11 protein-coding genes are annotated in these 12,828 nt (G+C 62.2%); 4 read left to right on the top strand and 7 right to left on the bottom strand.

Going from position 1 to position 12,828, the window contains the following annotated elements; translation table 11 throughout:
* Positions 1-46 precede the first annotated feature (46 nt).
* Positions 47-769, top strand: a complete 723-nt coding sequence (locus PCO31010_RS23180; protein WP_150666339.1) for an AzlC family ABC transporter permease — start codon at positions 47-49, stop codon at positions 767-769.
* A complete protein-coding gene (locus PCO31010_RS23185; protein ID WP_150666340.1) occupies positions 762-1,070 on the top strand; it encodes an AzlD family protein in 309 nt (102 codons plus the stop codon). The genes PCO31010_RS23180 and PCO31010_RS23185 overlap by 8 nt, the downstream gene beginning before the upstream one ends.
* Positions 1,071-1,212: 142 nt before the next feature.
* Here the strand turns inward: PCO31010_RS23185 and PCO31010_RS23190 are convergent, their stop codons facing one another.
* From PCO31010_RS23190 to PCO31010_RS23205, 4 genes are all read right to left on the bottom strand, one after another.
* Positions 1,213-2,769 carry a DHA2 family efflux MFS transporter permease subunit gene (locus PCO31010_RS23190; protein WP_150666341.1) on the bottom strand — a complete coding sequence of 519 codons (1,557 nt, stop codon included), beginning with the start codon at positions 2,767-2,769 and terminating at the stop codon, positions 1,213-1,215.
* Positions 2,770-2,806: 37 nt separating this feature from the next.
* On the bottom strand, positions 2,807-4,051 hold the full coding sequence (locus PCO31010_RS23195) for an HlyD/EmrA/EmrK family protein (protein WP_150666431.1): 1,245 nt from the start codon (positions 4,049-4,051) through the stop codon (positions 2,807-2,809).
* Between the two features lie 87 nt (positions 4,052-4,138).
* Positions 4,139-5,662: an efflux transporter outer membrane subunit gene (locus tag PCO31010_RS23200; protein WP_150666342.1), complete on the bottom strand. Its 1,524-nt coding sequence runs from the start codon at positions 5,660-5,662 to the stop codon at positions 4,139-4,141.
* Positions 5,663-5,803: 141 nt separating this feature from the next.
* Positions 5,804-6,313, bottom strand: coding sequence for a MarR family winged helix-turn-helix transcriptional regulator (locus PCO31010_RS23205; protein WP_150666343.1), 510 nt, complete (start codon positions 6,311-6,313; stop codon positions 5,804-5,806).
* 308 nt (positions 6,314-6,621) lie between these two features.
* Here PCO31010_RS23205 and typA point away from each other — a divergent pair, with 308 nt between their 5' ends.
* Both typA and PCO31010_RS23215 read left to right on the top strand, forming a co-directional pair.
* Positions 6,622-8,445: a translational GTPase TypA gene (gene typA / locus PCO31010_RS23210; RefSeq protein WP_150666344.1), complete on the top strand. Its 1,824-nt coding sequence runs from the start codon at positions 6,622-6,624 to the stop codon at positions 8,443-8,445.
* Positions 8,446-8,603: 158 nt separating this feature from the next.
* Positions 8,604-9,716 (top strand): enoyl-CoA hydratase/isomerase family protein, encoded by a 1,113-nt coding sequence (locus PCO31010_RS23215; protein WP_150666345.1) that lies wholly within the window; start codon positions 8,604-8,606, stop codon positions 9,714-9,716.
* 121 nt (positions 9,717-9,837) lie between these two features.
* Here the strand turns inward: PCO31010_RS23215 and PCO31010_RS23220 are convergent, their stop codons facing one another.
* The 3 genes from PCO31010_RS23220 to PCO31010_RS23230 all read right to left on the bottom strand — a co-directional run bounded on the left by PCO31010_RS23220 (position 9,838) and on the right by PCO31010_RS23230 (position 12,800).
* On the bottom strand, positions 9,838-10,260 hold the full coding sequence (locus tag PCO31010_RS23220) for a hypothetical protein (RefSeq protein ID WP_150666346.1): 423 nt from the start codon (positions 10,258-10,260) through the stop codon (positions 9,838-9,840).
* Positions 10,261-10,465: 205 nt separating this feature from the next.
* Positions 10,466-11,119, bottom strand: a complete 654-nt coding sequence (lexA, locus tag PCO31010_RS23225; RefSeq protein WP_039398858.1) for a transcriptional repressor LexA — start codon at positions 11,117-11,119, stop codon at positions 10,466-10,468.
* 178 nt (positions 11,120-11,297) lie between these two features.
* Complete coding sequence (locus PCO31010_RS23230; RefSeq protein WP_150666347.1) at positions 11,298-12,800, bottom strand: FAD-dependent oxidoreductase; 1,503 nt, start codon at positions 12,798-12,800, stop codon at positions 11,298-11,300.
* Positions 12,801-12,828 lie beyond the last annotated feature (28 nt).

The following is a 12,828-nucleotide window of genomic DNA, read 5'->3' on the forward strand; positions in this document are numbered from 1 at the left end:
ATGCCGGTGGTTATCCGTCGTTATTGCAGGAGTGTTTGTGTCTGGAATGTCTTCTTCGGCTGCGTCTTCACAGCAGTCCGATGTCAAAATCGAAGTCGCGCGCGGTATGCGTGCTTCATTGCCGGTCATGTTGGGGTTCGTGCCGTTCGCGATGGTGCTCGGTGCGCAAGCCACTCAGAAAGGCATGCCCGCGTGGCTCGTGCCGCTCATGACCGGCATGAACTTCGCCGGTGGTTCCGAGTTCACGGCGGTCCATTTGTGGACCTCGCCGCCGCATCTCGCACTGATCGTCGCCATGTCGTGCCTCGTCAATTCGCGTCACATTCTGATGGGGGCTGCGTTCGCACCGTTGTTGCGTCACGTGCCGCTGCGTCGTGCGTTGCCATCGTTGTTTCTGATGTGTGACGAGGCCTGGGCAATGGCACTGGCCGACACGCAGGCGCGTAAGGCCGACCGTATTAGCTTGCCGTATTACCTCGGTGTCGCTGTCAATCTCTGGCTCGCGTGGATTGCCTTTACCGCGCTTGGTGCAGTGCTGGGGCCAGTGCTTGGCGACATCGAACAGTACGGCTTCGATATGGCGTTCACCGCTGTCTTCCTCGTGCTGCTTCGCGGGATGTGGCGCGGCATGCGCAAGAGTTTGCCGTGGCTGGTGAGTCTTGTCGCGGCTGCGCTGACCTATCTATATGTGCCGGGGTCGTGGTACGTGGCCGCCGGTGCGGTCGCAGGCTTGCTGGCTGCCGTGCTGATGGAGCCGCGTCATGATTGATGCCGCAGTGTTTCTGCCCGTTGCGACGGTGGCGCTGATGGCGGCCACGACGTACGCCACACGAATCGTCGGCTTCCTGTTGTTGCGCGATCGCGTGCTGAGCCCGCGCACGCGTTCGGTGATGGAGTGCCTGCCGGGCTGTGTGCTGATCTCAGTCATCGCGCCGTCCTTCGTGTCGGACCGGCCAGCCGATCTGCTGGCGCTGGCTGTGACGCTACTCGTCTCGCTGCGCTTTTCTCTGTTGCCGACCGTGGTCATCAGCATTGTGGCGACAAGGGCATTGCGCTATCTCGTCGGCTGAGCGTCAATCTGCCGTCCCCCGGGTGAACCGCACAGCGGCTCATTTCTCCGCACCCATAAAAAAACCCCGCTAACTTCAGCGGGGTTCAAGAAGTGCCCGGTAGTACAGAGCAGGGCCGGGCACTCGGGGGGAAGCCTTGACTTCAGTGGGCGCCGGCTGCGGCATCTGCGCCGCCACCACCGCCACCTCGAATCGGTCGCGTAATCCACACCATCGCGATCATCAGCACAAACAACACCGCCGAGATCCAGAAAATATCGTTCGCACCGAGCATCGCTGACTGTTGCGTGACCAGTCGGTCGATGTAACCGTGAGCCTGCGGGGTCGACATGCCGAGCTGATTGAGCGACTGGACCGAGCCGTTGAACGTGGCGTCGTAGGGCGTCAGATTCTCCGTCAGCTGTGCGTGGTGCAGCGAGATGCGGTTATCCCACACGGTCGTTGCAATCGAGGTGCCGACCGCACCGCACGTAATCCGCACGAAGTTCGACAACCCCGCCGCCGCCGGAATGCGATGCCCCGGCAGACCCGACAGAATGATGGCTGTCAGCGGGATGAAGAACATCGACATCGGTACGCCTTGCAGGAACGTCGGGATCATCAGCGTGCGCGTGTCGACAAGCGTGTTGAAGTGCGAGCGCATCAGGAACACGAGCGCAAACAACAGGAACGAGACGGTCACGACCCAGCGGGCGTCGAGCTTGGGCAGGAACTTTCCGATGATCGGCGACAGGATGATCGCGAACAACCCGACCGGGGCCATCACCAGACCGGCTTCCGTTGCCGTGTAGCCGAGATAGATCTGCAACCACTGCGGCAGGATCACGAGGTTGCCGAAGAACAACCCGTAACCGACCGAGATGGCGACCACGCCACCGGTGAAGTTGACCCGCTTGAACAGCGTGAGATCGACCACCGGGTGCTTCTCGGTGATTTCCCAGACGACGAAGAAGCAGAACGACACCAGCGCAACGAGCGCGAGGATGACGATCGTCGACGAATTGAACCAGTCGAGTTCCTTACCCTTGTCGAGCATCACCTGCAACGAGCCGACCCACAACACGAGCAAGGCCAGTCCGACGGTGTCGATGGGCTTGCGCTGTGTCGGCGTCTCACGCTTCTTGTAGATCATCCACGTGACGTAAGCGGCGGCGATACCCACCGGAATGTTGATGTAGAAGATCCACGGCCAGTGGTAGTTGTCCGAGATCCAGCCGCCGAGAATCGGGCCCATCACCGGGGCGACGAGTGTCGTCATCCCCCATAAGGCGAGGGCCATCGAACTCTTCGCGGGCGGATAGCTCGAGAGCAGCAGCGATTGCGACAGCGGAATCATCGGACCGGCCACGGCGCCCTGCAACACGCGGGCGGCCAGCAGAATTTCGAGCGTGGGCGCCATGCCGCACAGCCACGAAGCCAGCACGAAGAGCAGGATCGACGTGATGAACAGTCGCACTGCACCGAAGCGCTCGGTCAGCCAGCCCGTGAGTGGCACCGAAATGGCGTTGGCGACGGCGAACGACGTAATCACCCACGTTCCCTGGCTCGATGAGACACCGAGGTCGCCGGAGATGGCGGGAATCGATACGTTGGCAATCGAAGTGTCGAGCACGTTCATGAACGTGGCGAGCGACAACGCGATGGTGCCGAGTACCAGCTGCCCTCCCGAGAGCGGGGCAGGAGCGTTTTGAGTTGCCATGAGTTGTCAAAGGGGGTGGGGGGCACCCCCCTCCGATTTACAGGGGACGAGCGCGGGCCGGCTGGTTACGCGTGTCGTTGGCATCGCCTGCACTCGCGCCTGCATTGGCAGCCGCAGCACCGGCGTTCTCGGTGATGATCTTGGCGACGATGTCGTCAGCGTCGTGGCCGACCTTGTCGTACACGTCGGTCGAATACACCGGCAGGGTCGGCGCTTCGCCCAGTTCCTTGCCGTCGGTATTCCGCACGTTCACCTTGACCTGCATCGACAGACCCACGCGCAGCGGATGCTGCTGCAACTGCTTCGGGTCGAGCGCGATACGCACCGGCAGACGTTGCACCACCTTGATCCAGTTGCCCGTGGCGTTCTGTGCCGGCAGCAGCGAGAAGGCGCTGCCCGTACCGGCCGAGAAGCCAGCCACCGTGCCCTTGTATTCCACCGACGAACCGTACACGTCTGCCGTGAGCGTGACCGGCTGGCCAACGCGCATGTGCGAGATCTGCACTTCCTTGAAGTTGGCGTCGACCCACACTTCGTTGAGCGGCACCAGCGCCATGAGCGGTGCGCCCGTGGCGACACGCTGGCCGACCTGCACCGAGCGCTTGGCGACGTAGCCGTCAACCGGTGCCGGGATGGACGTACGGGCGTAGTCGAGGTACGACGCACGCACCTTCGCGGCCGCCTGTTGCACGTTCGGATGCGTGGTCACCGACGTCTTGTCGGTGAGCGCCTTGTTCGACACCAGTTGTGCACGCGCCTGTTCCAGCGCGGCCTGCGCCGACTTCACGGCGTCTTGCGCGTGGGCCAGTTCTTCGCGCGACACGGCACCCGTGGCGATGGCCATTTCACGGCGCTTCACGTCGGCCTGCGCCTTCGCGAGTTCCGACTGACGCATTGCGACCGTGGCGGCGTACGCATCGTTATTCACGAAGTACGTACGGACCTGACGCACGGTCTGCGCGAGGTTGGCTTCGGATTGCAGCAGGGCGACGCGAGCGTCGGTCTGATCCAGCGTGACCAGCGGCTGGCCAGCCTTGACCATCTGCGTGTCGTCGACCTTCACACCGGTGACGGTGCCGGCCACTTGCGGCGTGATCTGCACGACGTTGCCTGCGACATACGCGTCGTCGGTGTCTTCGTAGTAGCGCGCATACAGCGCGTAATAGGCGCCGTAGCCGATGGCCGCAATCGCGATCACGGCCGTCAGCGTCAGCATCATGCGGCGGCGCTTGCCGTTGTTCGGTGCCGGTTGGGCAGGCGCTTGTTGTTGGTTGTCGCTCATCATTTGCTCCGTACTAATCTCTCAATGTGCTTTTGACGTTTGTCTTGTTTTGCGTGACGTTCAGTGCGTTCAGTGCGTTCAGTGCGCTCAGTGCGTTTGAGCGTTGCCCGCCTCTGCGTCTGTCTTTGCCGTGCGCTCCTGGCCCACGACGAGTCCCGCCGACTGCGCGTCGAAACCGCCGCCCAGCGCCTTGATCAGGCCGATTTGCTGGTCGCGACGTGCGCTGTCGATGTTCACGCGAGCCTGTTCCTGCGCCAGCAGCGACGACTCGGCCGTCAGCACGGTCAACTGCGGTGTCAGCCCCGCCTTGTAGCGGTCGATGGCGAGGTCGTAGGCGCGTTGTGCGGCTTCTTGCGCCACGCGTTGCGACACCATCTGCTTGTCGGCGGAACGGATCGACGACATGCGGTCGGCGATATCGCCGAGCGCCTTGTTGAGCGTCGAGTCGTAGTTTGCGACGGCGCTTTCATACGCGGCGTACTGACCCTTCAGGTTGGCGCGCAGGCGGCCGCCGTCGAAGATCGGCAACGTAATCACCGGACCGGCCTGAATGTTCTGGCTGCTCGGATCGATCAGCTTGCCAAGCCCGAAGGTAGAGAAGCCGAATGCGGCGTTCAGGTTCACGTCCGGATAGAAACGCGCTTTAGCGACGTCCACACCCTGCAGTTGCGATTCCACGCTCCAGCGAGCCGAGACGATGTCCGGGCGGCGGCCGAGCAGGGCGAGCGGCAGGTTGTCCGGCAGGGCCGGTGTAGCGAGTTGCGCGAGCTTCGGCGGTGCGATTTCCAGACCGCGGTCCGGGCCCTTGCCCAGCAGCACGCCGAGCTGGTGACGCGTGAGCAGAATCTGACCGTCGAGCTGTGCGATTTGCGTCTGAATGTCGGCGCTGTTGCTGTCGGCCTGCTTCTGTTCGACTTGCGTGTCGAGACCGGCGCGCACGCGATCGGCCGTCAGCTTGCCAAGGTTCTGGCGCTGCTTGCTGATACGGTCGAGCACGTCGTGCAACGCGTATTGCTGCGCGAGCTGGTTATAAGAGCGGGCGACGGCCGTCGACAGCGCGAGACGCACTTCCTGGTCTCCGGCTTCTTCGGCGCGCTCGGCCGACGTGGCTTGTGCTCGTGCCGAACGGTTCTTGCCCCACAGATCGAGTTCCCACGACAGCGACGCATTCAGATCGCCCTGCGTGAACCATGCGCCGCCGTAGCCCGGCGGGTAGATGGTGTTTTCGGTGAATTTCTGGCGATATACGTCGCCGTTGAAATTGACCGACGGCAGCAACGCAGCTGCGGCGCCTTCCGTCTGCGCCTGCGCAGCCTTCAGGCGGGCGGCGGCCATGGCGAGATCGGGGTTGCCTGCGAGCGCTTCGTCGATCAGGGAGACGAGTTGCGGATCGCCGAAGCGTTGGGCCCAATCGGTGCCCGGCCACTGACCACCCTCTGAGGGCAGGCTGCGCTGGGTTTGATAGTGCTCAGGCGTGGTGATCTGCTTGTCGCTATGGATGCCGGCGAAGTTCGCACAACCGGCAAAACCCAGCGTCACAGCCGCCAGACAGAGGGCGGAAATCGCTGAGCGGGCCCGCAGATGCGGGAGGAACGGTGAGGCCGCTTTCATCGCAAAACCTTTACGAGTGAAGTCTTGTACTGACAGTAATCGGGAATCAGGGGCTGACGAGGACTTGCAATAGTGGACTCGACAAGCATTTCTGAACGGGAATCGAGGCAATTCGGATGGATTTCTCGGGGGCTCGCGCCGTCATCCGCCTTCGCCGTTGGCGATCACCCGTCGCAGCAAACTCTTCAGAAACCCGATTTCCTCGACGCTGAAACCGCCCATCAGGTGGTCGGCAGCGCGGGTGAAGATGTCGGGCATCCGGTCGGCCATTGCATTGCCAGCCTCCGTTGCACTCAGGTTCACGGTGCGGCGGTCGCTTTTGCTGCGCTCGCGAACGAGCAATCCGTGCGCTTCGAGCCGGTCGAGCAGGCGGGTGACCGCGCTTGCATCGATACAGTAGTCACGGGCGAGGTCCGCTGCCGTCTTGCTCTTGCCGGTCGCCACCTTGTAAAGCATGGTCGCCTGCGTGCTGGTGAGGCCGTACTGCGAGGTTTCCTTCGTCAGTTCCGCCAGGATCAGCTGACGCACACGCGCCACGAGATACCCGAGGGAATCATCGATGTCGTAACCGTTACGCGGGGGATCGGCTTGCGGTGCTTCCGGCTGAGACGTCGGCGCGGTCGCGGAGAAAGTGACGGAAGGATCGGACATTTTCATGCAGCTGCAATAGTTGACTTGTCACGATTATAGCGGGTACTTAATTAATTTCAAGTCGATGCAATAGTTGACTAGGCAAATATTGCGGAAAAAATTAGAGTTAACGCTCTAATTTGGTGCGTGGCATCGAAAACGCGGGGACGGGGAGGGGGGAGAATCACCGGTCTGTTTCGTGACGAATGAGGGGCAATCGGCGAATCAATGGTGCATGCCGTTGTTGCAATGCAGAAAGGCCATGACGTGAGACATGCGCAAGTGGTAGAATCGCGGATTCCTCAAAGGCTTTTTCGAGCACCCCTTTCATGACCCGCGCTCTCCGTAATATCGCCATCATCGCGCACGTCGACCACGGCAAAACCACGCTCGTCGACCAGTTGCTGCGCCAGTCGGGCACCTTCCGCGAAAACCAGCAAGTCGCTGAACGCGTGATGGACTCGAACGACATCGAAAAAGAGCGCGGCATCACGATCCTCGCCAAAAACTGCGCCGTCGAATACGAAGGCACGCACATCAACATCGTCGATACCCCGGGACACGCGGACTTCGGCGGTGAAGTGGAGCGTGTGCTCTCGATGGTCGACAGCGTTCTGCTGGTGGTCGACGCCGTCGAAGGCCCGATGCCGCAAACGCGCTTCGTGACCCGCAAGGCCCTGGGCCTCGGTCTGAAGCCGATCGTCGTGGTCAACAAGATCGACCGCCCGGGCGCACGTCCGGACTGGGTCATCGACCAGACGTTCGACCTGATGGACAAGCTCGGCGCGACCAACGAACAGCTCGACTTCCCGGTCGTCTACGCTTCGGCCCTGAACGGTTTCGCAAGCCTCGATTCGGATGTCCGCGAAGGCACCATGAAGCCGCTGTTCGATGCGATTCTCGAACACGTGCCGGTTCGCGCTGCCGATCCGGACGCGCCGCTGCAGCTGCAAATCAGCTCGCTCGACTACTCGACGTTCGTCGGCCGTATCGGTATTGGCCGTATCACGCGTGGCCGCGTCAAGCCGGGCCAGCAAGTTGTGATGCGTTCGGGCCCGGACGGTGAAATTCTCAAGCGCAAGATCAATCAAGTTCTGACCTTCAAGGGTCTGGAGCGCGTGATGTCGGACGAAGGCGCCGAAGCTGGCGACATCGTGCTGATCAACGGTATCGAAGACGTGGGTATCGGCGTGACCATCTGCGACGCGGATACGCCGGAAGCGCTGCCGCTGCTGACCGTCGACGAGCCGACCCTCACGATGAACTTCTGCGTGAACACGTCGCCGCTGGCTGGCCGCGAAGGCAAGTTCGTGACGAGCCGTCAGATCCGCGACCGTCTGGACAAGGAACTGAATCACAACGTGGCGCTGCGCGTGAAGGACACCGACAGCGACTCGATCTTTGAAGTGTCGGGCCGTGGCGAACTGCACCTGACGATTCTGATCGAGAACATGCGTCGCGAAGGCTATGAACTGGCCGTGTCGCGTCCGCGCGTGGTGATCAAGGAAATCGACGGCGTGAAGCACGAGCCGTACGAAATGCTGACCATCGACCTGGAAGACGAACACCAGGGCGGCGTCATGGAAGAAATCGGTCGTCGCAAGGGCGAAATGCTGGACATGGTGTCGGACGGCCGTGGCCGTACGCGTCTTGAATACCGCATTCCGGCTCGCGGCCTGATCGGCTTCCAGGGCGATTTCCTGTCGATGACCCGTGGTACGGGCCTGATGAGCCACATCTTCGATGCGTACGCACCGGTCAAGGATGGTTCGCTGGGTGAGCGTCGTAACGGCGTGTTGATCTCGCAGGACAACGGCGATGCCGTGGCCTACGCCCTGTGGAAGCTGCAGGATCGTGGTCGCATGTTCGTGAAGCCGGGTGACGCCCTCTACGAAGGCATGATTATCGGTATTCACAGCCGCGATAACGACCTCGTGGTCAACCCGATCAAGGGCAAGCAGCTCACGAACGTGCGCGCGTCGGGTACCGACGAAGCCGTGCGTCTGGTGCCGCCGATCGCGATGAGCCTCGAATACGCCGTGGAATTCATCGACGACGACGAACTGGTCGAAGTCACGCCGCAGACGATTCGCCTGCGCAAGCGTCATCTGATCGAGCACGAGCGCAAGCGCGCTTCGCGCGAAGAGAAGTAAAGCCGGCGACGGAAACGCGGCGCAACGGATGAAGAGTCCGTCGCGCTGCGGGATCTGTCTGTTGGAAGAAAAGCCGGTGCCATGCGCCGGCTTTTTGCTTTTGTCATCCCGAACTTTCATCCCCCAATCCGTTGACGTTTCCGGAGTCCTTGCCTGACATGACCGATTTTGTTCGAACCGAAATCCGTGGCCGTATCGGCTTCATCACGCTGACGCGCCCGAAGGCACTCAATGCGTTGTCGCACGACATGATTCGCGCGATGGCTGCCGCGCTCGATCAGTGGCGCGACGATCCCAAGGTGCTGGGTGTCGTGCTGCAAGGCGAGGGTGAGAAGGGGTTGTGCGCGGGTGGTGACATTCGCTACTTCCATGAGGCCATCAGTGCGGGCCGCACCGACATCATGGACTTCTTCGCCGACGAGTATCGGCTCAACTACACGATCGCGTCGTACCCGAAGCCGTACATCGCCCTGATGGACGGTGTAGTCATGGGCGGTGGCATGGGCATCTCGCAAGGGGCGACGTTGCGTATCGTTACCGAGGCGACGCGCATGGCGATGCCCGAGACGGCTATCGGCCTGTTCCCGGATGTCGGCGGCGGGTTCTTCCTTTCGAATCTTGCGGGGCATCTCGGTGAGTACCTTGGCACCACGGGGATCGTGTTCGGCGCAGTCGATGCGTGTGAAATCGGTTTGGCGGACGTGGTGGTGCCGCGCGCGTCGTTGCCTGAGTTGTGCGACCGGCTGGTTAATGGAGACTGGCAGGATAGCGATGCCGTGCTCGACGCGGCACGTACGTTCGCGCGCGAAAGTCTGCCGCCTGCCGGTCTTGCACCCGGCAAGCTCGCACCTCTGCGCAGCGTGATCGATGAGCACTTCGGTCTCGCAGACATGCCCGCGATTCTGAAGGGCCTCAAACTCGAAGCGCGTTGCGAATACTCGGGCTGGGCGGAGGAAACGGAAGATCTGCTGCGCACCAAGCGGTCGCCGTTGATGACATGTGTGGCGCTTGAGCAGGTGCGTCGTGCCCGCAAGTTGTCTCTCGCGGACGAACTGCGTGAAGAGTGGTTGATGATGCGCAGCGTCTTCAATCTGGACGGCCGCACCGGTGCCGAAGGCGTCGAGGGCATTCGCGCGATGGTGATCGACAAGGACCACAAGCCGCGCTGGCAACACGCGAACATCGAAGCCGTAAAGCCGGAAGACGTTGCGCGATTCTTCGACGGCGAGCGTCACGGTGCCGACAATCCGTTGCTTGCGCTGGGGCAGTGACTCACGGCAAGTGAGTCCGTCCTCCGGTCGGAGCGAATAAGCCGCAAGAACCAGCGCGCTACGCTGGCTTCAGCCCGTCTTCGCGCAACGCGCTAACGCGCTGAGAGGCCAGCGCAAAACATCAAACCGCCGCCTGGCAGAACTGTTCGCCAACGGCTTGATCGAGTTTGCGGCAGATGTCGGCAAACGTGCCGACCATCACGATGTGCGACCTGTCTCGATAGACGCGCACATCGTGACCTTCCTGCGTGTCATGCGCTTCACGGCGAGCCTGCTGTTCCCGAACGTTGCGCGACGCTTTCACGGCTTTTCCGGCGGGGCAGCCCCGGCGGGTCGCCGACGCGACGGCGGCTGCAATCGTGCGCGGCAGCGTGGTCGTGCGAGTGCGGTTGGGCACGGTGTAGGAGCGGGCGATGGCGGGTGCCGAAGCGAACGGTCCGGACAGTGCCGAGAGACCGTACACCGCAGAAAGTCGCGTCTGCGATGACACGCGAACCGGCGATTGACCGAGAGACGTACGCAGCAAACCAAAGAGTCGAGCCATGATGCGATCCTTCTTTCAAAGCGGGTCAGAGGGACGTGTCTTGCTGCGAATGGCGTTCATCTCACAAATCGCAGGCGCAGCAGGGCACGGGCGCCGGACCCAGCCCGGCGCAATCAAATACAAATCTTCAGGGAGCGGGGCAAGTCGCTGTGTCGCGCTGCCCCGGTTCGCGATGAGAGACCGTCAGCGGCCGCTCATTGATCGTTCATAGATCGTTGTTGCGAATCAGACCGACCGCAATCCCTTCCAACGCGAAATCACCGCTGCCTTCGTCGACATTGATGTTCTCGAAGTCGGGGTTCTCGGCGATCAGTTCGACGCCACCCTTCACGCGGTGAAAACGTTTGACGGTCACGTCGTCGCCGATGCGTGCTACGACGATCTGACCTTCGCGTGCGTCGGCAGCCTTCTGCACGGCAAGCAGGTCGCCGTCGAGAATGCCCGCGTCGCGCATCGACATGCCGCGCACCTTCAGCAGGTAATCGGGCTGACGCGCAAACATGTTCGGATCGCACTGGAAGTTGCGTTCGATATGTTCCTGCGCCAGGATCGGGCTACCCGCAGCGACGCGGCCGACGAGCGGCAGCGACAACTGCATGAGGCCCATGTGCGGCAGCGTGAACTGATGCGTGCCGCCCGCGTCGTCCAGACGCTTGAGACGAATGCCACGCGATTGACCGGCGGCAAGCTCGATGACACCTTTGCGCGCCAGTGCCCGCAGGTGCTCCTCGGCGGCGTTGGCGGAGGAGAAGCCCAGTTCTGCGGCAATCTCCGCGCGCGTCGGCGGAAAGCCGGTGCGCTCGATCGCTTGCTGAACCAGTTCGTAGACCTGCTGTTGACGGGCGGTAAGTTTGATCATGGCATCACTGTATGGAAGCACAGGTGGCTGTATTTTTGTACAGTGTTTGCAAAAACGCAAGGGAAAACTTCATGTACTGCGTGAAGTTTCCGTCCACCGTGCCCGTCTCGATGCCACTTCCTCGGGTTTCATGCGTTCGTATCGGCCCGGCATCATCCGATGTCACCCCATGCCCCCGCTACGACACAAACCAGCGACGCAACGCGCTATCCAGCCCGTCGATGTTGTTTCCATCGCCGCGCCACGCGATGCACGCATCGGGGCGCAGCAGGAACGAGGGGCCGTCGCCGACCTTCACACAGCGCACGCCGGGCGTCATAGAGGCTACCCGCTGCGATGCCTGCTGCCCTTGCGTCGCATCGAGCAACACCCCGCGTCCGTCGAGCATCGCATCGTAGAGATGTGAGCCATCCGAGAGCGTCCAGTCGCCTGCCAGGCGGCCGATATCAGGATGGGAGACCTCAGAAGCCACCAGGTCGTATCGCGTCGACACACAGGTCATCATCTCTCCGATGAAGCGGTTGACGTCGTCGAAGTCCATCAGTTTGGCGATGAGGTCGCGCATTGCGCCCGATTGCGGGTCCGGACGCAAGATCGCGACTTGCGCGCGCGTGTTCGCCAGTACCGCTTTGGCCACCGGACGCCGCTCTGCGGTGTACGTCGCGAGCAAGCTTTCAGGCATATCGCTGCGAATGACGGCAGCGAGTTTCCAGCCAAGGTTGGCAGCGTCAAGCAGGCCAAGGCTCAAGCCCTGACCGCCAAAGGGCGAGTGAACGTGTGCGGCGTCGCCTGCGAGGAAAACGCGTCCCTGCTGGTAGCTGTCGACGAGACGCGTGTTGTCTGCCCAGCGACTGGCGGCATGCAGCACATTCACGCGCACCTCCTGGCCACTGGTGCGACGCAGGACCGCTTCGATCTCTTCGCGCGTGACAGGCGCTTGCCGATCCTCAGGCGGCCCGGAAAAGTCGAGCATGAACAGGCGTCCGGGCACAGGGCCATAGCAAAACACCCCCCGCTCGGTGCGATTCCATCCGATAGGCAACAAGCGCTCGGGGTGATCGACGTCGGCCGTCGCCTGATAAAAGGTGAGCGTCGGCGTGGTGCCGGGGAACGCGAAGTCGCACAACTTGCGCACGGTGCTGCGCCCGCCGTCGCACCCGATGAGGAAAGCCGCACGCACGCGACCCGGCCCGCCGGGCGAGACCCAGGAGATCTCGACACCGTCATCTGAGGTCTCGATTCCCGTCACTTCATGCTCGCGACGCACCTCAATCCCAAGCGCCTGCGCTCGTGCACCCAGCATGGCTTCCAGTGCAGGCTGATCGACGTGACGGGGCCGCCGGTCGGGGTCGACCTGCGCGTCGCGCCGAATGAGGGAAAGCCCGGCGAAATGGCCATTAAACTTCGAAGCACGGGCACTAAGATCCGCGCCCGTCTGTTGGGTGAAGGCCTGCATGGCCTGTGCGCTGCGTTGCTGCGCGTCGTCGATGGCCGTGCGCATGCCACGACGCAACAGCGCTTCGCCCGCGAGCGGCCCGAACGACAACGCCTTCATCGCCTGACTAGGCGACGCCAGCCGTTCGAGCACGAGCGCGCGTGCCCCGCCGAGCGTCAGTTCGATGGCGGCGAGCAGCCCGACGGGACCGGCACCGACCACTACAACATCAATGGAGTTTGTCATATACTTCGTATAAATATGTACTGAGTAC

Source organism: Pandoraea commovens (assembly GCF_902459615.1).
GTDB lineage: Bacteria > Pseudomonadota > Gammaproteobacteria > Burkholderiales > Burkholderiaceae > Pandoraea > Pandoraea commovens.